Genomic DNA, 23,188 nt, shown 5'->3' with positions numbered 1-23,188 from the left:
GAAAAAACGCCCGAGAACAGTGTCCCGGGCGTTTTGGTTTCTTGCCTGTTTATCTATGGATGGAGTAGTTTGGTGCTTCTTTAGTGATTTGGATGTCATGCGGATGGGATTCGATCAATCCGGCACCGGACATCTTGATGAATTGTGCATTTTCGCGAAGCTCCTGCAGATTGCCGGCACCAACATAACCCATACCGGAACGGACACCGCCGAGCAGTTGGAAGATGATATCGCTGGCTGCCCCTTTATAAGCGACACGGCCTTCGATACCTTCCGGAACCATTTTCTTCGCTTCATTCACCCCGCCTTGGAAGTAGCGGTCGCTGGAGCCTTTTTCCATTGCCGCCAGACTGCCCATGCCACGGTATGTCTTGAAACGACGGCCTTGGAAGATTTCGAATTCGCCCGGAGACTCATCCGTACCAGCCAACATACTGCCCAACATGACGGCATGTCCACCGGCAGCCATCGCTTTGACGATGTCTCCCGAATACTTGATTCCGCCGTCAGCGATAATTGCTTTGCCGTATTCTCTCGCCACACTTGCAGCATCATAGATGGCTGTGATTTGCGGAACACCAACACCGGCTACGACACGGGTCGTACAAATCGAGCCCGGTCCGATTCCGACTTTGACTACATCGACTCCGACGTCAAACAAAGCGCGGGTTCCTTCTGCAGTCGCTACATTTCCGGCAATCAAGGTTGCGTCAGGGAACTGATCGCGGATTTCTTTAATTTTGCGGATAACGCCGGCGCTATGGCCATGCGCTGTGTCGATGACGATTGCATCTGCACCGGCATCCAATAAGGCTTGGGCACGTTCGAACGTATCGCTTGTCACACCTACTGCAGCCGCAACGATCAAACGGCCGTGTGCATCTTTTGCGGAGTTGGGAAACTCAATTACTTTTTCGATATCCTTGATTGTGATCAGACCAGCCAGACGGCCACTGTCATCAACTAGAGGTAATTTCTCAATTTTATATTTTTGCAGGATGGATTCGGCATCCTTCAAAGAAGTCCCTACAGGAGCGGTAACCAAGTGTTCTTTTGTCATCACATCGCCGATCGGAACTTGGTAGTCTGCAATGAAGCGCAGATCGCGGTTCGTCAAAATCCCTACCAACTTGCGGTCTTCCATATCATTGACAACAGGCACACCGCTGATACGGTATTTACTCATGAGATTCTCTGCTTCAGAGACCAAGTGATCAGGGGTCAGGAAGAATGGGTCGATGATGACGCCACTTTCGGAACGTTTTACTTTATGCACTTCTTCAGCCTGCGCTTCGATGGTCATGTTTTTATGGATGACGCCCAACCCGCCTTGGCGGGCCATTGCGATTGCCATCGCCGAATCGGTAACTGTGTCCATACTTGCGCTTATGATAGGAATATTCAAGTGTAAATTTTTAGCTAAATCAATCGATAAATCCACATCGTTAGGTAATACATGGCTTTCAGCCGGGACTAATAATACATCATCAAAAGTAAAACCTTCTCTAGCGAATTTTGTTTCCCAATTTGACATTTTCGATGAACACTCCTTTTTATTTATGCTGATTTTTTATCATCTAAAATACCACCCTCAACAACCCACGTCAAGCGCAAAGCCCCCTTTATCATACAATTCTCATATAGCAGCGCTTTTTCTCGAATGCTATTTATTTACACCTGATATAATGTTCGGAATTAACGCGTTCGGTTATGTCCTTTGATTCATTTTCAGTTTTTTCTCTATCAATATACGAAAATAGCCGAGATACAAGTATTCCTTTGCATCTCGGCCTCCACCAATTGACGGGCTACAATATGCCGCCCATGATATGATATTTTTTCTTCAAATATACTTTTGCAGCAAAACCTATCCCCGCAATCCCAAGATACACCCACGCAGATAGCGCGATATTAATGCTTGCTGGAATAAGCATCATGGAAACAGTCATGATGAGCATCCAAAGCAGCATAGCACCTGTCGTCGCAAAGATATATTTCCCAAAGCCTTTTTCGCCTTTTGGAGCGTCTGGATTCGGCGTGTATTTAGAGATGATGAGCATGGCGATGCCGCCCACAACAAAGTTCAGAATCAAGCTGATCAGACCCATTCCGATGACATCTTCGCCACTGTTGGTCAGCAAGGAAATCCCCGAAATCATCGCGAAAAGAGACCCTAGTAATAAACCGCCATCCAAAGCGATCAGCCAATCAGACGAACGCACTTTCACTTCGTTGTCTGACGGATTCACCAGGATGTTCGAGGCGCACTCAGATACTGTGCCATATAATTGGCGGGCGGTTTTACCGGTTTTTTGGGCTTCCAGCAACTCCCGCATCATTTTATTGTAGATTTCCTCTCTGCGTTCCTCTTCCAGGTTTGCAGCTCTCAAGGTCCTGTCCAGCCCCATCATGTATTGTTCATTTCTTTTTGTCAAACTCTGCCATAAGGCTTTGTTTTCGACTTTCATTTGTGCAACACTCTTCGTTTCTTCCAATGATAAATCCTCCCTTGATTACATGCGGCACCCTTGTCAAACGTGTTGTGAATCCCTAAATCTGAAATAAAGAGAGATTCATCACACGCTCTTAGTTGAACTCTGAATCCCAGAAACCTCCGCCTAAGTTGCCAAACACACACGGACAAAAAGCGTCCGCTTTGTGCTTGGCCCCTTAGTGCTCGGTTTCTACCCGGGATTCATCGTATCCTTTTAGTTGAACTCTGAAATGCAGGGGATTCCGCCTAAGCTGACATTACGTCACGGCCAAACTGCGGCCGTTCTCGTAATATCCTCTTAGTGCTCATCCCCTCCCGCATTTCATCGTATCCTTTAGTTGAGTTCTGATTCGCGTTTAGATACCGCTCCCGTTTCACACCCAGCGTAGTGAACAAAAGAGGTTCACTTCGCTGGGTGCTCCAACGTCCGGGTATCTAAACGCGAATCATCACATCCTGTTATACGTTGAATCGGAATTCCATTACGTCGCCGTCTTGGACTACGTAGTCTTTTCCTTCTAGTCTGACTTTCCCTGCTTCTTTGGCGGCTTGCATGCTGCCGAAAGCCAACAGGTCAGCGTAGGAAACTGTTTCGGCACGAATGAAGCCGCGCTCAAAGTCGGTATGAATGATTCCTGCCGTTTGTGGTGCTTTCATCCCTAGTCTGAATGTCCAGGCACGAACTTCTTTTTCGCCTGCCGTAAAATATGTTCCCAGGCCAAGCAACGTGTAAGCTTTACGGATTAGTTGATCCAATCCGGATTCTTTGATGCCCAACTCCGCCAGGAATTCAGCTTTTTCTTCGTCATCCAGTTCAGCCACTTCTTCTTCGATACGGGCGCAAACGGTAACGACCTCTGCGCCTTCTGTTGCCGCAAATTCACGGACAGCTTGAACCATTTCATTGTCTCCGCCGGCTATTACGTCCTCTTCGGAGATGTTTGCGACATACAGAACAGGCTTTGTCGTCAAAAGGAATAAGCTCTTCACAAGCGGTTCTTCTTCGGGTGTGAATTCAATCGTACGCGCGGATTTGCCTTCTTCCAAAGTCGTCTTGATTTTTTCCAGGATTTCCAGTTCGCGCACAGCATCTTTGTCTTTTGTGCGGGCAATTTTGCTGATGCGTGTATAGCGTTTCTCGATGGACTCCAAGTCGGCAAAAATCAGTTCCAGGTTGATGGTTTCGACGTCATCCAAGGGATCCACTTTACCGCTTACGTGCGTGATGTTATCGTCTTGGAAACAACGGACAACATGACAGATAGCATCCACTTGGCGGATGTTGGCCAAAAATTTATTCCCCAAACCTTCCCCTTTGCTGGCGCCTCTTACGATGCCGGCGATATCCGTAAATTCAAAAGTTGTCGGGACGGTTTTTTTAGGTTTCACTAATTCTGTTAATTTATTCAAACGTTCATCGGGAACTTCGACTACTCCAACATTGGGGTCGATCGTTGCGAATGGATAGTTTGCGGCTTCCACTCCCGCTTTAGTGATGGCGTTGAATAAAGTGGATTTTCCGACGTTCGGTAACCCTACGATTCCTGCTGTTAATGACATTTCTTCACACTCTTTCCACTTATATTGCTTTTCATTTGTTCGTTCAAAGACCTATTCGACAGTTTCTTCTGCCTTAGTCAGTACTTTTTTCATTTTTTTCTCGAATTCGCGGCGCGGCATCATGACCATCTGCCCACATTTCAGGCATTTGATGCGGATGTCCATACCCATTCGGATGATTTCCCATGAGTTGCTTTTGCAAGGATGCGGTTTTTTCATTTCGACCACATCATGCAATCCATAATCTTGTTGTACCAAGGCCAAATGCACCTCTTTCTGATGTCTTCGTCTATTCTTAATCGTCCAGCGAAATTTGCAGGATATCCAAAATCCGGGTCAGGTCGGCTGGAGAAAGGTATTCGATCTCGATTTTGCCTTTTTCACCCTTGCTGGATATTTGTACGGATGTCCCGAATTTGTCCATCAAACGTTCTTCACTCTCTTTGATGTATACCGGCTTCGTTTCTTTTTTCTTTTTATTTTTCTTTTTGGCGACATCACCGGGATTATTCAATTGTTGAACCAACAATTCCAAGTGTCGGACCGTAATGCCTTCTTCGGCAGCTCGTTTTGCCAGTTCGCTGATCAACGATTCATCGTTCAAACCCAAAAGCGTACGGGCTTGCCCCATAGAGATCAATCCCTCTTGCAGCATCCCCTTGACATCCTGAGGCAGATTCAACAAGCGCAGATGATTGGCGATGTACGGGCGGCTCTTGCCTAACCGTTGGGCGACATCCACTTGCGTAAGATTCAGCTTGTTCATCAAGGTTTGGTAGCCTTCTGCCTCTTCCAGCGGAGTCAAATCTTCCCGCTGCAGATTTTCCAGAATGGCGACTTCGATCATGGCTGTTTCGTCAAATTCACGGACGATTGCCGGGATTGTTGTTTTGCCGGCCAAACGGGACGCGCGGACGCGGCGTTCGCCTGCAATGATTTCATAACCCTTCACACTGGATTGGCGCAGGATGACCGGCTGGATGACACCGTTCAGCATGATCGAGTCAGCTAATTCCCGCAAAGTCGAATCATCAAAGGTTTTTCGTGGCTGATAAGGATTGGGACGGATCTCATCTAAAGGGATCTCCTGTACCTTCTCTGTCTTTTCATCGATTTTTTCGATATCTTCAAAGTTGCTGAAGAGCGCGTCGATGCCGCGTCCTAGCCCTTTGCTGTTTTTATTCGCCATCTGCTAACACTTCCTTTGCCAACTCAAGATAAACTTCCGCTCCTTTTGAACGGATATCATAGTCAACGATTGATTGTCCATAGCTTGGCGCTTCCGATAAACGGACATTGCGCGGAATGATTGTCTTGTATACTTTCTCTTTGAAATACTTTTTGACCTCATCCACGACCTCAAAGCCGAGGTTTGTCCGAGCGTCCAGCATCGTCAACAATACCCCTTCCAATTTCAGATCCTTATTGAAATGCTTCTGAACCAAGCGGAAGGTGTTCAACAGTTGACTCAACCCTTCCAAAGCATAGTATTCGCACTGAACCGGAATCAAAACCGAATCACTGGCGGTGAAGGCATTGATCGTCAAATGTCCCAGTGAGGGCGGGCAATCAATAAAAATGAAGTCGTATTCCTCACGCAATGACTGCACTGCCTCATAAAGGCGCGCTTCACGATGCGGCTGATTCGTCAACTCGATTTCGGCGCCTGCCAATTGGATGGTTGCCGGTACGACCCATAAATTTTCCCGTGAGGATTCTCTGATGACGTTCGCGATAGGCTCTTGGTTCACTAATACATCATATATATCTTTTTCAACATCCGCTTTTGAAATACCTAGTCCGCTCGTGGCGTTCCCTTGGGCATCACTATCTATCAATAACACTTTTTTGCCTAAGTAGGCCAAAGACGCTGCTAAATTGACGGTGGTCGTCGTTTTTCCGACGCCGCCTTTCTGATTTGCGACTGCAATAATCCGTGCCATCTGTTCTCCTCCACTTTCTGTCTTTCATTTGAAGCTACTGTGCCGCCGTTCTACTTTTTTGCCTAAAAAAAGAGAAAAAACGATACCTGCGCCTTTTCTCCTACGCATTTCTTCAAAATGAATCATCATTTATCGCTCAATATGTCTATTTATAAAAAAGGCTATAACTTTACCAGACTATTGTAACAAAAAAGTTCAGAAAAATATAGGATAGATAAAGTCTGTGCGGGAAAATCAATTCAAGATCGTCCTTCCCACTAAAAACGACCCGGCCATCCTGCAGATCAACAGGTGGCCGGGCCGTTCCTTTTCCGGTTTACAACGGATTCTTATTCGGTGTCCCGGCTTTTCTCGGGTAGGTTTTGGGTGTTTCTTTCGTTTTCTTGATTTTTACGATATGGCGTTCGCCTGCATCATTCGGCAGTTCAAAGAAAATATCCTCTTCGATTTTGCCGCCCAGTGTTGCGATGGCGCGCTCTGCATCGCGAAGCTCTTCTTCCGTGCTGGCTGCTTTCATCGCGACGAAAGTGCCACCTTTTTTGACCAAAGGCAGACACAGTTCGCTCAAGACACTCAGTCTTGCAACCGCACGTGCCGTCACCACATCAAATTGGGCACGGAATTTCTTGTTCTGTCCGAAAGTCTCCGCACGGTCATGGAAGCAGGACACCCCCGTCAAACCTAATTCGGAAACCAAAGTCTCCAGGAAAGTGATCCGTTTGTTCAACGAGTCCACGATCGTCACCTGCAATTTCGGGAAAGCAATTTTGAGCGGGATACTCGGAAAACCAGCACCGGCGCCGACATCACAAAGGGTGACTTCCGCTTGGGTAAAATCCATATGGAAGCCCAGCGAAATGGAGTCATAGAAATGCTTCAGATAGACTTCATCCGGCTCAGTGATGGCGGTCAGGTTGATTTTCTCATTCCACTCGCGCAACAGGCGCAAATAAGTTGCGTATTGTTCGAGTTGCGTTTCATTCAAAAGGATCCCCTTTTCGGCAAGGGCTTGGGCAAATTGTTCTGGATTCATATTGTTTCCTTTCATCGTTGGCTTGGCGTGTTTTTCTACCTCTCTACTTTATCCTGAAAGTGCAGTCTGTACAAGGGCTAAATCAACTTTAAAGCCGCTGTCCAGAATAAAGGACAACGGCTTTTTTCAATCTATTTAAGCATCAAGCAGGCTTGTAAGAATGATTTCCAGTTCAACGAAGGAATTGGCGATGCGATTCGGATTTTCAGTACGCAAGGTTTGGGCGGAACTTCCCCCCCAAGTGATGCCGACGGTCTTTACGCCTGCCATTTTCCCCATCTGCATATCATAAATGGTATCACCGATCATCACGGTCTCTTCTTTCGCCATCGGGACTTTCTCGCAAGCGGTGAAGATGCCTTCCGGATTCGGTTTGTGTTGATTCATGTTATCCAATCCGATGACCACTTCCATCAGGTCCAACAGATCCACTGCAGCAAGGCTGCGCAACAAAGCCTTGGTTGCTTTGTTGGAAATCACGCCCAGACGGTGGCCGTTCCCTTTCAGTTCCATTAAGGACTCCCGCGATAAATCATATGGTTCCAACAGCATATTTTCATATTTTTCGTATTTGTCCCAAAAGACTTCCATCAGCTTGTCCATCTCGACCGGAGAGAGTGCATATTGCTTCAGATAGCCGATAAACTTCACAAAATGGGGCTTCCCTCTATCCTCACGCAATTGCTCAGGGGTTGGAACGGGATAGCCGAAATGTTCAAATGTATCCATTGTAGCCATTTCGCTAATTTTGCATGTTTCTGCTAAGGTACCGTCAAAATCGAATAATAGTAATCCCATCTTCCATCTTCCCTTCGATCGCAAATATGAACCGGATGCGGACAATAGAGGCGTGCCCTGCTATTATGCAAAAACCAAAAAATCCGAATGTTCACTATAATCAAAATTATAGCAAACAAAAACGACAGAATAATGAGGTTTTATTTAGAATTTGGAAAGAATTCCCTAGTTTTCACTATCTCCAACCGCTTATTTCCGAACGTTAGGAGATAGACGATTTATCAATGTACTGATTTTACCCACCCAGCTATTGCCCGTTGCGGTATCCATCTTTGGACAGGGGCAATTGACGGAATATCAAAATTTGCGTATGCTTTTGAGTAAACCCAGAAAGGGAGTTGGAAGCGAAATGGCACAGAAAAAAGAACTGCGACGCCAATTTGAAGAGGTGCCTATTGAAGCCGGCATCTACGAAGTACAGAATACGGAAAATCAAAAGATTTTCATCGGAAAAACCCCGAATCTGAAGACTTTGAATGGCATGAAACACATTTTGAATGTGGGGGCGAACAACAACAAGGAGCTCCAATCCGATTGGAGCCACTTCGGGCAGGACGCCTTCATCTTTACGATTTTGGAAGTGCTGGAAAAGAGCGACGACCCTTCCTTCAATGAGAAGAAGGCCTTGGAACAATTGGAAGAAAAATGGCTGAGTGACAAGCAACCTTTCGGAGAACGCGGCTACAACCGCAGACCCAAAGCCTAAAAAAGAAAACAAGCGCAATTGCGCCTGTTTTCTTTTTTAGTTGATCCCGTAAGCATGATTGAGCGGCCCGCTGCCTTTGCCCAAATCCATTCCATCACGGAGTGCGCCGGTGATGTAGGCTTTGGCTTGGCGGATACTCGCTTCCATTCCGTGACCTAAAGCCAGATTCGCGGCGATGGCCGAGGAAAGCGTACAGCCGGTGCCATGCGTATTCGAGTTTTTGATCCGTTCCGACTCGAACCAACTGACTTTCCCGTCCATAAAGAGCAGATCGTCGGCGCTGTCCTTGAGATGGCCGCCTTTCAGGAGCACGCTGGTCCCCGCTGCTGAAGCGATGCGCTCCGCCGCAGCCAGCATATCCGCCTTCCTCTCGATTTTGACACCGCTCAATGCCTCTCCTTCCGGCACATTCGGGGTGATCACATCAGCCAACGGCAACAGCAGCGTCCGCAAAGCTTGGCTGGCATCGTCCTGCATCAGGCTGCTGCCGCTTGTGGCCACCATGACCGGGTCCACGACGATATTTTCCGCTTTGTATTCGAACAGCTTCTCCGCAATGACTTTGATGATTGCGGCGTTCGACACCATGCCGATCTTCACCGCATCCGGCCGGATATCCTTGAAGACGCAATCCAGCTGTTGCGCCACAAATTCAGGCGTCACTTCCATGATTCCGGCCACGCCTGTTGTGTTCTGCGCCGTCAACGCTGTGATCACGCTCATCCCATAGACTTTATGCGCCATCATCGTCTTCAGGTCCGCTTGGATCCCTGCTCCGCCGCTGCTGTCCGACCCGGCGATCGTCAATACTGTTTTCATGTTTTTGCTCATCCTTTCCAATCCGAAAATGAATAGATGTACTGCTCCGTCAACGCTTCGATGCGCTCCCTATCCTGTGCCGCCGTCTCATCATAGACGCCGACTACCCGGAAACCGGCTGTCGTTGCCGTTTCGATGGCGTGCAGGGCATCCTCAAAGACAACGGTCTGCACGAAGGGAGCCCCGAGCTGTTCAACCGCCCGCTGGTAAATGAGCGGATTGTCTTTGCCTGCCTTCACTTCACTGCTGGTCAAGATGGTGCTGAAATAGTCCCGGATGCCCAAACGCTCCAAAGCGCTCTCGGCCAAATTTCTTTCGGTCGCGGTGGCGATGCACATCTTGACATTCTGCTCCTGCAATGTTTGCAGGTATTCCGCTGCGCCAGCTTTAAGCGGGATTTCATAGCGGTAAAGATCCGCAATCAGCGTTTCGATTTCCGCAATGATCGTCTCTTCGGCTTCGCGCAATCCATAAGCCGTTTGAAAATGTTGCGCGGCTTGCTGCAGGCTCATCGTCTTCAATGCCTCCTGCAATCCAGGTGCCGGCTTCAGCTTTTTCTGAAGCAAGTAATTTTCCCCTAACCCCTGCCAAATCGGCATGGAGTCCAGCAACGTCCCGTCCAGATCGAAGATGGCTGCTTCCAGTTTCATGGCTGCACCATCGCTTCCGCTAACGGGCGCAGTCGCTTAACGGCCGCTGTGATGTCAGGCTGCGCAAAGATGGCGGATACGACGGCGACTCCGTCGATGCCGCTGCCGTTCAGATTGAGGATATTCCCTTCAGCAATGCCTCCGATCCCCACAACGGGTATGCTCACCGCCTGGCAGATCTGCTGCAACGTCTCGATCGATAGCGTATTGGCATCCGGCTTCGTTGCTGTACCGTAGATGGCACCGACGCCCAGATAGTCGGCCCCGTTCCGTTCGGCCGCCAGCGCCTCTTCGACGGAATGGGCAGAGACACCCAGGATTTTCTCTTCGCCGATCCGGCTGCGGACATCTCCTGCCTGCATATCGCTCTGCCCCACATGTACACCGTCCGCATCCAACGCCAAGGCCACATCGACCGCATCATTGATGATGAAGGGAATGCGGTGGCGTTTGGCCACGGCCTGCAGTTCCTTGCCAAGGGATACAAAGGCATCAAAATCCAGTTCCTTCTCGCGCAATTGCACGACGGTAACCCCCGCCTGGATGGCTTCTTCAAGCTGTTCCGCCAAGGATGCTTCCCCCAGCCATTGGCGATCGGTAACCGCATAAAGCAGCAAATCGTTCTTATCTATTCTCAATTTTAGCGCCTCCTTCCAGTTTTTCGGCCGACATCTTGCTAATTTCATCGATGAGGTAGCTGCGGTAGGAGGAAGTCCCTGCCGCATTGCGGATCATCCTTTCATAAGCCAGCTCGCCGCTGACTCCCATCAGGCATACCGCTGCCGCGGTAGCATCCAGCAACTGCTCCGGGTTGGCTCCGCAATAGGCTGCAATCACTGCCGACAACATGCACCCAGTTCCGGACACCTTCGCCATCTGCGGATGTCCGTTGCGGATGATGTAGGCTTTGTCCCGGTCCGCAACGATATCGATTGCGCCGGTGATCGCAATGACCGCCTCATTGCGGTCGGCCAAGCGTTTGGCGAAAGCGACCGTTGCCTCGAGCGTCTCCTCGGTCACGGCATCGCTGATGTCTGCATCGACGCCTTTCGTCGTGCCGCTGCCGGAATGGATCGTTTTCATTTCCGAAATGTTCCCTTTGATCACGGTGAAGGCAATGTCTTCCAGCAAGTTGAAGGTCGTTTCGGTCCTGAAAGGGGATGCCCCCGCACCGACCGGATCCAAAACAACGGGATGGGCGAGCGCATTGGCTTGGCGCCCGGCCAGCAGCATAGATTCCACGGCTCGACTGTTCAGTGTACCGATATTCAGATTCAAGGCGGTGCAGATGCTTGTGATGTCCGCGACTTCCTCGGGGGCATCCGCCATGATCGGCGACCCACCGGCAGCCAGCAGGACATTGGCGACATCATTGACGGTTACGTAATTGGTGATGCAATGGACCAGCGGCGTCTGTTGCTGGACATTTTCGAATAGCATTTTGAACATGGGAGTACCTCCAAATAATTTATTTGATGCGACAAAAAAAGCGGGAAATGTCCGAAATAGGCATTTCCCGCTGAATAGAATCATTCAATGTTATTTCCCTACGTTGGCATTATCCAAATCAGGTAATAGGTCGAAGTTGATTACTTCCTCTCAGCCTGCTGACACAAGCTCCCTTTTTTCGTATGTAATTGTGTCACTATCTTAGCATAAGTGGCAGCCTTACTCAAGGATGATTTTTGCTGATTTTTTTATTTTGATTGCGCATTCAGCCACTCGAAAATATTCGCATAAGTGGTTCCGCCGACTGTGGCTGCAGCCGTTCCTCCGCCGGCAGCGTTGCTTGGTTCTGATCCGAATGTTTCAGTGTCGGCAGCAGCCGCGATCGCTTCCTTATCCTGGACGCCTGTCACCTGGTTGTTGAAGAGATAGATCCAGGAGAAGTGACCCATGTAAGTCGTGCCGGGGCTATCCGTTCCTTCAACTGTTTCGAAGTAGGAAACCCAAGTGTTTTCGGCTCCCGCCTGGACAAGTGCCTGGTAAGTCGGCAGCAAGTAGTTCGCAGGGACGACGACCGGGTCATCAGCTGATTGGACAAACCAAATCGGCAAGTCTTTGATTGCCTGGAGTTTTTCTTCGGTGAACCAAACTCGCCCGGTCTTCACGAAAGCGGAAGTACCGGTAGCTTCCTCGCTTGCTTTCACATACGTACCATCACTGTTGCGCTCGTATTCATAATAAGCATACGCCTCGCAGATTGGATAAGCTGCAGCAAAATATTCCGGGTATTGGATGACCATATTCATGGTCATGTAGCCGCCGTTCGAGCAGCCTCCCAAATAGATGCGATCGGTATCGACATCCGGATGCGCAGCTACATAATCATTGATGGTATCCATCAAGATTTCGGTGTATCTGGAGATACCGCTGCCATTGCCGTTCGTTCCGTCCCCTTCGTCCATCCAATAGGTAGGCGCTTGGACAGCCAACACGTAAGCTCCGGTCACGTCGTCAGTTTTGAAATAGGACTGGATCTCCTCTTTTGCCAACGCCGATACTTCATTTCCAAGGATTGCGATGTCGGGATCTGTTCCGCCTTCACCTTGACCGTGCAGCCAGATGACCAATGGATTCGCTTCCCCTTCGGCAAGGTTCGCCGGTTCATAGGCGGCTGTCGAAAGCGTCAGTTCCTCTTCTTGATCCGTCAACGGATTCACGTAGGTGCCGCTGAAAGTTCCTCTGGCGGTGAACAAATCCGTATCCGGGGAGATGCGGTTGTTCACGGCATCCTCCGTGATGCTCAAAGAGTAGGTTTCATCCTCGATCGTGACGGAAGGAGCAGCGATTGCGACCTCATAAGCTGGAGACCACTCATTCATCGATGTCGTCGTATTGTAGGTGAACGGGGATCCGATCACACTGAAGGTTTCATCATTAAAACCGGTCTCCATATCGATCGCGATGAAGTTTGAATTCTCCTGCGGGTTCCCGTTTTCATCGGATGTATAGACGTCCGTCACCGTGCGTTCCGATCCGGCCGTCATGACCTGCCAGCCGCTAGGATCGACACTGTCGACCGCATCCTCCAGTTCGATGATGAGCTTCGGTACGCCCGGTCCTCCTTCATACCCCTTTACATAGATGCTGGTCTTCACGACGCCAGCATAGGCATCGGCTGATTGCACGCCTTCTTGCTGGTCTGAATCCTGTTGATCCACCGATTCTCCGGAACCGCAACCGGCAAGCAAACCTGCCGTTATCCCTGATGTAAAAATAGTGCCGCTTATTTTACCTCTCACTCCCTGACCCCTCCATTCTTCCTTGTTCCATTTACATTTCATTATACTATAGTTCAATCTTCAAAAACGACGGAATGGGTCCGCAGCTCCGGTGAAGAATCCGTCCATCGGAGGACAGCATAGAAATCGGTCAAGTCCGAAATCCTGTGTAAAATCACTTTGTAGTTCCTTTTTCTTGATACGTGTGTTTTTGTGCCAGGCGAGCCTGGCAGGACCCTCGGTTTAGGTAGGAATCAAAAACCGATTCCTACCTAAACCGAGCGTGCAATTGTTAAGTCCTCCCTACGATCGGATTTCCTGTCTTCATCAGGAATGTCCAACGGTTCTTTTCCCAGTCCTCATGGATATCCATCAGAACTGCGCCAATCAAGCGTTCCGCTGAGTCAGTATTCGGGAAAATCGAAACCACCTGTTCTCTTCGACGGATCTCGCGATTGACCCGTTCCAGGGAATTGGTTGTCCGCAGGGAAATGTGGTAGACTTCCGGTTCCTGAAGATACTGCATTGCGTCCATAAAGCCGCTGTCCAACGTCTCCAAGGCCTTGCTGAAGCGGTTCTCTCCACCGGTCAGCTCCTCGAATGCCTGACGGCTTTCCAACGCTTGCTGAAGGGTGTTGGCGCGGAAAATTTTCCGCAAGGCTTGACGCTGCTCTTCGCTATCTTTTTTCGGCATCACGTCCAGGATATTCCGGAGAAAATGGACCGTACACCGCTGCCAGGCTGCGCCCACAAACACTTCCTGAATGGCGGCTTTCAGGCCCTGATGGGCATCCGAAATCACCAGTTTAGGCTGCATCAATCCACGGTCCCGCAGATCCTGTAAGAAGGATCTCCAGGTCTCCTTGGATTCTTGATCCGATACTTTGAAACCAAGGATTTCCCGCTTGTTCAAATCATTGACGCCCTGGGCGATGTAGACGGCCTTGCTGATGACCCGGTGGTCTTCGCGCACCTTGATGTACATGGCATCGAAGTAGACATACCGAAAGGTATGCCCGGTCAAAGAGCGTTCCCGGAACTCCTTAAGCTCTGGATCCAGATGCTTCATTGCACTGGAGACAAACGATTTCGATACGGTTTCTCCGCACAATTGCTCCACGATTTTCGACACTTTCTTCGTGGAAACACCGTTGATCACAGCCTCCACCATGCTTAGCACGAAAGCCTGATCCATCCTGTTGTAACGCTTAAATAATTTAGTGGAGAAATCACCGTTGCGTGTACGGGGCACTTTTAAAGTGAGCCTTCCGATGGAAAGAGTGAAGTCCCGTTCGTAATAGCCATTGCGGTAATCTGTCCGGCTAATGGTCCGTTCGTACTGGTTGGCTCGGATGTGCTCGTCCCGCTCCGCTTCCATATAAGCGTTAAAAACCAGCACTGCCATTGACTTCATCATGCTGGTGATATTGCTGTTCAAAACTGCCTCTGTTAATTCTTCCATATTTATATTAATATTTAGTTGGGTCATATCCGTTCTCCTTTGCGATGTTGTGTGGTAACTACATTGTACCAAAGGTTTGGGTATGGCCTTTTCTTTTTACACAATTATACGGAAACAACTTAGAAATCAGACTTAACTCCGATAGAACCGGGTTCATCGGAGAATAACTGAAAATGCGAACCGAACTCCGGCGAAGCCTCCGCTCACCGGAGGAGAAAAATGGATCTCCTCGATCATGGATAGTAGTCGAGAAAAAGTTAACGGTTAACAACAAAAAACGAGGCTGTCTCTATAGACAGCCCCGGCTTCTTATTCTGCAATTTTTGCAATCTTTCCTTGGGTCACGTAGACCATCAAAACGGAAATGTCGGCTGGGTTGACGCCGCTGATCCGGCTTGCTTGGGCGATCGTTTCCGGTTGGATCTTCTTCAGATTCTGTTTGGCTTCATTGGCGATTCCGTTGATTGCATCGTAATCGATGTTCACAGGGATGCGTTTTTCTTCCATCTTCTTCAGCTTGTCCACTTTTTCGACTGCTTTCTTGATGTAGCCGGCATATTTGATCTGCACTTCTACTTGCTTGATGACCTCTTTCGGCAAAGCTTCTTCAAGCGGAGCAAAAGCGATCAGACCTTCATATTTCAGTTCTGGACGCTTCAAAATATCCGCAAACAGAATGCCATCCTTCAGCGGAGCGGAATTTTGTTCCGCAAGGAAAGCCTGCAGCTCTTCAGTCGGTTTCAGGCGCGTACTTTCGAGGCGGGCGATTTCCTTTTCGACAGCCTGTTTTTTCTCAAGGAATGAGGCGTAGCGTTCTTCCGTCACCAAACCGATTTCACGGCTCATTTCGGTCAAGCGGAAGTCGGCGTTATCATGGCGAAGCAACAGACGGTACTCAGCGCGCGAAGTCAGCAAGCGATAAGGCTCCATCGTCCCTTTTGTGACCAAATCATCGATCATGACGCCGATATAGCCATCGCTGCGCTTCAGGATGAAAGGTTCTTTGCCTTGCACAGCCAGTGCTGCATTGATGCCGGCGATGATGCCTTGTCCGGCAGCTTCTTCATAACCGGACGTACCGTTCGTTTGACCGGCAGTGAATAAGTTCTTCACCAATTTTGTCTCCAAGGAAAGGCGCAACTGATGCGGTTTTACGACATCGTATTCGATGGCATAGCCTGTCCGCATCATTTGGGCATTTTCCATCCCCGGAACGGAACGGATCAGATCAAGCTGAACATCTTCCGGCAATGAGGTGGACAAGCCTTGCACATAGACTTCTTCGTTTTCGCGGCCTTCCGGCTCAAGGAAGAGCTGATGGCGCGGCTTGTCGCTGAAACGGACGATTTTGTCTTCGATTGATGGGCAATAACGCGCCCCTACACCTTCCACGATACCCGTGAACATCGGCGCGCGGTGGAGATTGTCGCGGATGATTTCATGGCTTTCCGGGCTCGTATACGTCAGCCAGCAGGATAATTGATCTTTCAGATAGTCTTCATCTTTGGAAAGGAAGCTGAAATGATTCGGCTCAACGTCACCAGGCTGTTCCTCGGTTTTGGAATAATCGATGCTCGAAGCCATCACCCGCGGCGGCGTTCCGGTCTTGAAGCGCGCCAATTCAAATCCCAGATCAAGCAGATTTTCGGATAACTTGATGGAAGGCTGCGAGTTGTTCGGTCCGGATGAATAAGCCAAGTCCCCGATGATGATTTTCCCTCGGGAAGAGGTTCCGGCTGTGATGACGACAGCCCCAGCGCGGTAAACGGCGCCTGTATGCGTCACTACCCCTTTGACTTCACCGTCTTCTACGATCAGTTCCTCAACGATGGCTTGCTTCAACAGCAGGTTCTCCTGTTTTTCGATGGTATGCTTCATATGGTGGGCATAGTCATCCTTATCCGCTTGTGCGCGCAATGCTTGGACTGCAGGGCCTTTCCCTGTGTTCAGCATGCGCATTTGGATATACGTCTTGTCGATGTTGCGTCCCATCTCGCCGCCCAATGCATCGATTTCTCTCACGACGACACCTTTTGCAGGTCCGCCGATGGATGGGTTACAGGGCATAAAGGCAACCATGTTCAAATCGATGGTAACCAGCATCGTGCTGCATCCCATACGCGCAGCGGCAAGAGCCGCTTCGGATCCGGCATGTCCGGCTCCTACAACAATCACATCAAAAATTCCAGCTTCAAATCTGTTCATTTTTCCATTCCTTTCATTTATGCTATCTATTTGTTCTTATCGTTTTAGTTGAACTCTGAATCCTTTTAGAACGGTTCTGAATCCTAGAGTTCTCCGCCTAACGCTGTTCAGGCCCACGCAGCCAAAACCGGGCTGCTTAGTCCTGAACCTCGTTAGTGCTCAAACTCTGAGCTCAGGATTCATCACACACTGTTATTTCCCTAAACAGAACTGTGTAAATAGTTGGGTGAGGAGTTCGTCTTGGACGCTGTCGCCGGTGATTTCTCCGAGCAGGTCCCAGCAACGGGTGAAGTCGATCTGGACGAGGTCGATCGGCATGCCTGATGCGATGCCGCTCAGCACTTCATCCAGCGAGTCCATCGCATCGTTCAAGAGCGCGATGTGGCGGACATTTGATACATAGGTAGCATCCTTCTCGCCGGTTTCCCCGGAGAAGAACATCTTCGTGATCTGTTGTTCCAGTTGGTCCAGGCCGGTTTCGCTCAGCATCGATGTTTCGATGATTCTTTCAGGATCGCTCCAAGGTTCCAGCTCGCCGGTTGTCATCTTGGCTTCCAGATCCATTTTGTTCATAAGAATGATGCGGTTCATGTCCTTCGTGTCTTCCAGAAGCTGCTTGTCTTCTTCCGTCAGCCCTTCATTCTGGTTGATCAACAGAAGAATCAGATCGGCTTCGGCCAAGGCTTTCCGGCTGCGTTCTACTCCGATCTTTTCCACGACATCATCCGTTTCGCGGATGCCCGCCGTGTCGATCAGCTTCAATGGAACGCCTCTGACGTTCACGTATTCCTCGATCGTATCGCGGGTAGTGCCGGCAATATCCGTCACGATGGCTTTCTCTTCACGCAACAGGCGGTTCAGCAAACTGGATTTGCCTACGTTCGGGCGGCCGATGATGGCTGTCTGAAGACCTTCGCGCAGGATCTTCCCTTGCTTGGCGGTATCCAACAAGTGCTGGATGTGTCCGCGCACTTCAATGGTGCGTTCCTTCAAGAGCTTCGTCGTCACTTCCTCGACGTCATCGTATTCCGGGTAGTCGATGTTCACTTCGACTTCAGCCAAGGTGTTCAGGATGATCTGACGGATATCCCGGATCATGCCGGACAATTTGCCGTCCAACTGATGTAGAGCCACATTCATCGCACGATCGGTCTTAGCACGGATCAAGTCCATGACCGCTTCGGCCTGCGACAGATCGATCCGGCCGTTCAAGAAGGCACGCTTCGTGAATTCCCCGGGCTCCGCCATGCGGGCGCCGTTCTGGAGGATCGTCTGCAGAATCCGGTTGACGCTCACGACACCGCCGTGGCAGTTGATTTCCACGACATCTTCGCGGGTGAACGTCTTCGGTCCGTGCATGACGGACACCATGACCTCGTCGATCATGTCGCCTGTGCGCGGATCATATAGGTGGCCGTAATTGATGGTGTGTGTGGCGACGTCAGCCAAATGCTTCGTCCCGGCTCGGTATAAGGCATCGGCGATCTGGATCGCCTGATCCCCGCTCAAACGCACGATTCCGATGGCCCCTTCTCCTGGCGGCGTCGAAATGGCGGCGATGGTATCAAATTCATTTGTAATCATTCATTTTCATCCTTTCTCGGTCATTTCAGCGTACAAAAAAAGCGCCCACTCCTCCCCTTCGTTCAAGCGGGAGGAAAAGCACTTTGACTGCAGTTCACTTTGGATATTCTTTTCAGCTTACTTTAAATAGATTTCTAGCCGATTATACAAGCAATGCGGGCGCAATGCAAGCATTTGACGGATGTTTTTTCATTTCATCATCAGATACAAAGCTCCGCCCGCCAACAGGAGGATGCTGTTGCGGATCAGCCAATCTGCAGGGCGATTTTCCCTGTCTGTTCGGCACTTTCCAGCCGTTGGAAAGCCTCCTTGAACTGCTCTGCCGGGTAAACGGCATCGACCACTGGATGGAGATCATGTTCCTCAACAAAACGGATCATCGCTTCATATTCTTCAAAACTGCCCATTGTCGAACCTTTCAGCGTGTATTGTCCGTAAAAGAATTTCCGCAGATCGAAGGTGACCAGATCGCCCGTCGATGAGCCGAAAGTCACGATGGTGCCGCCTCTGCGGACCGCATCCAGCGATTTGTCGAAAGTGGCTGCTCCGACCGATTCGATCACGACATCCACTTTTCCGCCGATTCCTTCGACCCAATCCTCATCGTGCAGTAGCCCTTTATCGGCTCCGTGCTGCAGCGCCGTTCCCAATTTTTCTTGGGAGCGGGAAGTGACATACACTGTCGCTCCAGCGGCCTTGGCGAATTGCAGCAGGTAGGTGGCCACTCCGCCGCCGATGCCTGGGATCAGGACTTTCATGCCTTCCGATACGCCGCCTTTTGTGAACAAAGCCCGGTAAGCTGTCAAAGCGGACAGAGACAACACCCCGGCTTCTTCCCAAGACAGATGGGCCGGTTTATGGACAGCATTCTCTTCGGAAACAACGATTTCCTCCGCCATCGCCCCCTGCTCCGAACTCCCGAGGATCGTGAAATTTTCCGGTGCCGTATCGCTGTTCTTGCGCCAACCACTGCCGGGATAAAGCATCACTTCATCACCGATTTTGAAACGTGTCACCTCTGCTCCGACAGCCACAACGACACCGGCAGCATCCGATCCGATGACAACCGGATGCTTCTCATGGACTTGGCTCAAGGCAAAAAGGTCGCGATGATTCAGTCCCGCCGCTTTGACCTTTATTTTGATCTCGAAAGGTCCCGCCGGCTGTTCCGCACGGTCTTCCCATTTCAAACCTTCCAGTCCGACTTTTCCGCTGTGAATCAATGTTTTCACCATATCGATCACTCCTCAAATGAATAGTTCTGTCAGATTCAGTATAACTTTTCCGGACAGAAATACAAAGAGGGAGACCCGAAGCCTCCCTCTCACTTGCTATTTTTCGGTAAAACGGATCGCTTTTGCTCCGATATCGGAACGGTAGAACGTGTGCGCAATCGGATTTGCACTCAGGTAACGGTAGGCTTTGTCTTGCGCGGCTTGGAGCGTTTCGCCTTGGCCAGCGATCAACAGGATACGACCGCCGTTTGACAATAGTCCTTGTTCGCCAGCCTTCACGCCTGCTGCATAGACGATGCAATCCGCATTTTCCTTATCCAGATCAGGCAATGGGATATCTTTCATCGGCGCTTCCGGATAGCCTTCAGCGGCAACAACGACACCCAAAGTGTAACGATCGGTGTACATTTCGATGACCGGATCTTTTCCGTTCAGGATGTCATCGATGACTTGCGCCAAATCGGATGCCATCTGATTCATGATGACCTGTGTTTCCGGATCGCCGAAACGGGCATTGAATTCGATGACGCGCAGCCCTTTGGCGGTGATCATCAAGCCGGCATAGACAACTCCCTTGAATGGGATGCCTTCAGCAACCATCGCCTCTACAGTCGGTTTTACGACCGTATCCAGCACTTCTTGAATCATAGCTTCGGATACTTGCGGTACAGGCGAATAAGCGCCCATGCCGCCCGTATTCGGTCCTTTGTCGCCGTCGTAAGCCCGCTTGTGGTCCTGTGCGACGCCTGAATAGTAATACTTCGCACCATTCGCCAACGCGAACAACGAGAATTCTTCCCCTTCAAGGTACTCTTCGATGACGACTTTCGGTTTGCCGGCTGCATATTTGCCTTGCAGGAGCATGTCGTTCAGTGCATCCAGAGCCTCCGTCATCGTCATCGCGACAACGACGCCTTTGCCGGCCGCCAGACCGTCCGCCTTGATGACGATCGGAACACCATTGGCTTCCACATAAGCAACAGCTGCCTCATAGTCTTCGAATGTCTCATAGGCTGCAGTCGGGATGCCGTATTTTTTCATCAGGTCTTTTGCGAATTGCTTGGAGCATTCCAAGTCGGCCGCTTTTTTGCTGGGTCCGAAGACTTTCAGGCCAGCCGCTTCAAATGCATCCGTAACCCCTTCAAACAAAGGGATTTCCGGTCCGACGAAAGTCCAAGCGATGTTGTTGTCTTTGACGAATTGGATCAATCCTTGGTGATCGTTTTCCGCAATGTCTACTAACGTGATGCCGTCCTGGGCCATCCCTGGGTTGCCTTTGGCGCAGTAAACAGTCTCCACCAACGGGCTTTGCATTAATTTTTTAGCGATGGCATGCTCGCGTCCGCCACTGCCGATTACAAGAAGTTTCATCTTTGAGATCCTCCAACCTTTTATATGAAGCTTGATATTGCCTATTAATCGAGTTCTGAATCCCAGAAATCTCCGCCTAAGCTGTCAACTGCACACGGGCAAAAAGCGCCCGCTTTGCAGTTGCCTTCTTAGTGCTCGATTTCTACCATGGGATTCATCACATCTTGTTTTAATCGAGTTCTGAATCCTTAGCAAAAAGTGCGTCAATAGCCTCGATACTCAAAATGCTAAAGACCTCAAACGTCGCACTGTGACGTTTGAGTGCCTAAGCTGTCAACTGCACACGGGCAAAAAACGCCCGCTTTGCAGTTGCCTTCTTAGTGCTCGATTTCTACCATGGGATTCATCTCATCTTGTTTTAATCGAGTTCTGAAATCCAGGCCCCTCCGCCTAAGTTGACAAACGCACACGGACAAAAAGCGTCCGCTTTGCGTTTGTCCTCTTAGTGCTCAGGGTCTAAACGGATTTCATCTCATCTTAGTGTCTGAAGTGTCTTACGCTTGTTTTCAGCATCGTGATGCCGTATTTGTTTGCCATTTCGATCGAATCTTGGTCCTTGATGCTGCCGCCTGGTTGAACGATCGCTTTGATGCCGTGTTTGGCAGCATACTCTACGCTGTCGTTCATCGGGAAGAAGGCATCACTCGCCAATACAGCGCCTTCGATGGCGTTGGCCGCTTCGGCTTGCTCGATTGCGATTTTTACGGATCCGACACGGTTCATCTGGCCTGCGCCGATGCCGACTGTCTGTTTGCTGTTTGCCAATACGATGGCATTGCTCTTCACGTGTTTCACGACTTTCCAGGCGAAATCCATTGCTTTCATTTCGTCTTCAGTCGGTTGACGTTCGGTCATGACTTCCCAATTAGCCGGTACGTCTTCTGTGTTGATGTCCTGCGTCTGTTCCAGCATGCCGCCCAATACGGAGACGAATTCTTTTCCGCCTGCTTTTGCAGCCGAGAAATCCAAAGTCATGATGCGGACATTTTTCTTCTTGGACAGAATGGCTAGAGCCGCTTCTGTATAACTTGGCGCCAAAACGATTTCCAGGAACATGCTGTTCAGTTTTTCGGCAGTCGCCACATCCAAAGGACGGTTCGCAACCACGATGCCGCCGAAGATGGAGACAGGATCAGCTGCATAGCAACGATCGAAGGCTGCATCGATGTCGTCTGCGATACCGACGCCGCATGGATTCATATGCTTGACGGCAACTACAGCGGGCTCGTCGAATTCGCGTGCGATACGGATAGCTGCATCAGCATCTTTGATGTTGTTGTAGGACAATTCTTTTCCGTGCAATTGGACCGCGCTCGCGATCGAGAACGGTACAGCCAATGGTTCTTGGTAGAAAGTCGCTGTTTGGTGGCCGTTTTCTCCGTAACGCAGGCTTTGTTTCAGATCATAAGTCACTGTCAATTTTTCAGGTTCGGTTTCGCCGACCACATTGGTCAAGTATTGGGCGATCAAAGCATCGTAGCTGGCTGTATGACGGAACACTTTTGCAGCCAAAGCTTGGCGTGTTTCGAAAGTCGTTTCGCCGGCAGCTTCCAATTCGGCAAGGACTTTTTCATAGTCGATCGGATCGGTCAAAACAGTTACGCTCGCGTAGTTCTTAGCCGCGCTGCGGAGCATGCTTGGGCCGCCGATGTCGATGTTTTCGATGGCATCAGCCAAAGTCACATCGTTTTTGCTGATGGTTTCCTTGAATGGGTACAGGTTGACGACAACAAAATCAATCGGTGCGATATTGTGATCTTTCATGGCTTGCATATGGTCCGCAAGATCACGTCTGCCCAAAAGTCCGCCATGGATCAGTGGGTGCAACGTTTTTACGCGGCCGTCCATCATTTCAGGAAAGCCGGTTACATCCTCTACGGAAATAGTCGGTACGCCAGCCTCTTCCAAAGCTTTCTTCGTTCCGCCAGTTGAGATGATTTCGATTCCTTTTGCTGCTAATGCCTGCGCAAATGCTACTACGCCTGTTTTATCTGAAACACTGATCAATGCTCTTGTCACTGTGTGTCACTCCTTAAATTTATGATGGATTCATGCGGTTTTAACAAAAGGAAGGACTTCCGCAAGCGCGGAGTCCTCATCCATT

The 23,188-nt window shown here is 49.8% G+C and carries 20 protein-coding genes and 1 riboswitch; of the genes, 1 reads left to right on the top strand and 19 read right to left on the bottom strand.

Going from position 1 to position 23,188, the window contains the following annotated elements:
* Positions 1 to 49: 49 nt before the first annotated feature.
* From guaB to ACKPCD_RS02445, 8 genes are all read right to left on the bottom strand, one after another.
* A complete protein-coding gene (gene guaB / locus ACKPCD_RS02480; RefSeq protein WP_068562091.1) occupies positions 50 to 1,534 on the bottom strand; it encodes an IMP dehydrogenase in 1,485 nt (494 codons plus the stop codon).
* Between the two features lie 274 nt (positions 1,535 to 1,808).
* A complete protein-coding gene (locus ACKPCD_RS02475) occupies positions 1,809 to 2,495 on the bottom strand; it encodes a DUF1129 domain-containing protein (RefSeq protein ID WP_321433902.1) in 687 nt (228 codons plus the stop codon).
* Positions 2,496 to 2,953: 458 nt separating this feature from the next.
* On the bottom strand, positions 2,954 to 4,054 hold the full coding sequence (gene ychF, locus ACKPCD_RS02470; protein WP_321433901.1) for a redox-regulated ATPase YchF: 1,101 nt from the start codon (positions 4,052 to 4,054) through the stop codon (positions 2,954 to 2,956).
* Between the two features lie 51 nt (positions 4,055 to 4,105).
* Complete coding sequence (locus tag ACKPCD_RS02465) at positions 4,106 to 4,312, bottom strand: DUF951 domain-containing protein (protein ID WP_086988996.1); 207 nt, start codon at positions 4,310 to 4,312, stop codon at positions 4,106 to 4,108.
* 37 nt (positions 4,313 to 4,349) lie between these two features.
* A complete protein-coding gene (locus ACKPCD_RS02460) occupies positions 4,350 to 5,243 on the bottom strand; it encodes a ParB/RepB/Spo0J family partition protein (protein ID WP_086988959.1) in 894 nt (297 codons plus the stop codon).
* Entirely contained in the window at positions 5,233 to 5,997 is a 765-nt protein-coding gene (locus tag ACKPCD_RS02455; protein ID WP_068562095.1) for a ParA family protein, read from the bottom strand. Before ACKPCD_RS02455 ends, ACKPCD_RS02460 begins: the two co-directional genes overlap by 11 nt.
* A gap of 316 nt (positions 5,998 to 6,313) precedes the next feature.
* Positions 6,314 to 7,030, bottom strand: a complete 717-nt coding sequence (gene rsmG, locus ACKPCD_RS02450; protein ID WP_086988960.1) for a 16S rRNA (guanine(527)-N(7))-methyltransferase RsmG — start codon at positions 7,028 to 7,030, stop codon at positions 6,314 to 6,316.
* A gap of 135 nt (positions 7,031 to 7,165) precedes the next feature.
* Positions 7,166 to 7,828 carry an HAD family hydrolase gene (locus tag ACKPCD_RS02445; RefSeq protein ID WP_321433900.1) on the bottom strand — a complete coding sequence of 221 codons (663 nt, stop codon included), beginning with the start codon at positions 7,826 to 7,828 and terminating at the stop codon, positions 7,166 to 7,168.
* Positions 7,829 to 8,177: 349 nt separating this feature from the next.
* On the opposite strand from ACKPCD_RS02445, the gene ACKPCD_RS02440 reads away from it, so the two are divergent.
* Complete coding sequence (locus tag ACKPCD_RS02440; RefSeq protein ID WP_276645371.1) at positions 8,178 to 8,534, top strand: GIY-YIG nuclease family protein; 357 nt, start codon at positions 8,178 to 8,180, stop codon at positions 8,532 to 8,534.
* A gap of 36 nt (positions 8,535 to 8,570) precedes the next feature.
* Here the strand turns inward: ACKPCD_RS02440 and thiD are convergent, their stop codons facing one another.
* The 11 genes from thiD to purH form a co-directional block, all read right to left on the bottom strand.
* Entirely contained in the window at positions 8,571 to 9,353 is a 783-nt protein-coding gene (thiD, locus tag ACKPCD_RS02435) for a bifunctional hydroxymethylpyrimidine kinase/phosphomethylpyrimidine kinase (RefSeq protein WP_321433899.1), read from the bottom strand.
* Positions 9,354 to 9,361: 8 nt separating this feature from the next.
* Positions 9,362 to 10,003 (bottom strand): HAD family hydrolase, encoded by a 642-nt coding sequence (locus ACKPCD_RS02430; protein WP_321433898.1) that lies wholly within the window; start codon positions 10,001 to 10,003, stop codon positions 9,362 to 9,364.
* Positions 10,000 to 10,641: a thiamine phosphate synthase gene (gene thiE, locus ACKPCD_RS02425; RefSeq protein ID WP_321433897.1), complete on the bottom strand. Its 642-nt coding sequence runs from the start codon at positions 10,639 to 10,641 to the stop codon at positions 10,000 to 10,002. Before thiE ends, ACKPCD_RS02430 begins: the two co-directional genes overlap by 4 nt.
* Positions 10,628 to 11,452 (bottom strand): hydroxyethylthiazole kinase, encoded by an 825-nt coding sequence (thiM, locus tag ACKPCD_RS02420; protein WP_321433896.1) that lies wholly within the window; start codon positions 11,450 to 11,452, stop codon positions 10,628 to 10,630. The genes thiE and thiM overlap by 14 nt, the downstream gene beginning before the upstream one ends.
* A 78-nt stretch (positions 11,453 to 11,530) precedes the next feature.
* Positions 11,531 to 11,637, bottom strand: a riboswitch (TPP riboswitch).
* A 63-nt stretch (positions 11,638 to 11,700) separates the two neighbouring features.
* Complete coding sequence (locus ACKPCD_RS02415) at positions 11,701 to 13,248, bottom strand: prolyl oligopeptidase family serine peptidase (protein ID WP_321433895.1); 1,548 nt, start codon at positions 13,246 to 13,248, stop codon at positions 11,701 to 11,703.
* 271 nt (positions 13,249 to 13,519) lie between these two features.
* Positions 13,520 to 14,716, bottom strand: coding sequence for an IS256 family transposase (locus ACKPCD_RS02410; protein WP_321433894.1), 1,197 nt, complete (start codon positions 14,714 to 14,716; stop codon positions 13,520 to 13,522).
* Positions 14,717 to 14,998: 282 nt separating this feature from the next.
* On the bottom strand, positions 14,999 to 16,894 hold the full coding sequence (mnmG, locus tag ACKPCD_RS02405) for a tRNA uridine-5-carboxymethylaminomethyl(34) synthesis enzyme MnmG (protein WP_321433893.1): 1,896 nt from the start codon (positions 16,892 to 16,894) through the stop codon (positions 14,999 to 15,001).
* Positions 16,895 to 17,086: 192 nt separating this feature from the next.
* Positions 17,087 to 18,478: a tRNA uridine-5-carboxymethylaminomethyl(34) synthesis GTPase MnmE gene (gene mnmE, locus ACKPCD_RS02400; protein ID WP_321433892.1), complete on the bottom strand. Its 1,392-nt coding sequence runs from the start codon at positions 18,476 to 18,478 to the stop codon at positions 17,087 to 17,089.
* Positions 18,479 to 18,723: 245 nt separating this feature from the next.
* Positions 18,724 to 19,713, bottom strand: coding sequence for a zinc-binding dehydrogenase (locus ACKPCD_RS02395; protein WP_276641075.1), 990 nt, complete (start codon positions 19,711 to 19,713; stop codon positions 18,724 to 18,726).
* A 96-nt stretch (positions 19,714 to 19,809) separates the two neighbouring features.
* Positions 19,810 to 21,084 (bottom strand): phosphoribosylamine--glycine ligase, encoded by a 1,275-nt coding sequence (gene purD, locus ACKPCD_RS02390; RefSeq protein WP_068562106.1) that lies wholly within the window; start codon positions 21,082 to 21,084, stop codon positions 19,810 to 19,812.
* Between the two features lie 477 nt (positions 21,085 to 21,561).
* On the bottom strand, positions 21,562 to 23,103 hold the full coding sequence (gene purH, locus ACKPCD_RS02385) for a bifunctional phosphoribosylaminoimidazolecarboxamide formyltransferase/IMP cyclohydrolase (RefSeq protein WP_321433891.1): 1,542 nt from the start codon (positions 23,101 to 23,103) through the stop codon (positions 21,562 to 21,564).
* Positions 23,104 to 23,188 lie beyond the last annotated feature (85 nt).

The organism is Trichococcus flocculiformis (assembly GCF_963662535.1).
GTDB lineage: Bacteria > Bacillota > Bacilli > Lactobacillales > Aerococcaceae > Trichococcus > Trichococcus flocculiformis.
The sequence above is the reverse complement of the archived record's forward strand: the minus strand, read 5'-3'. Positions and strand labels throughout refer to the sequence as shown.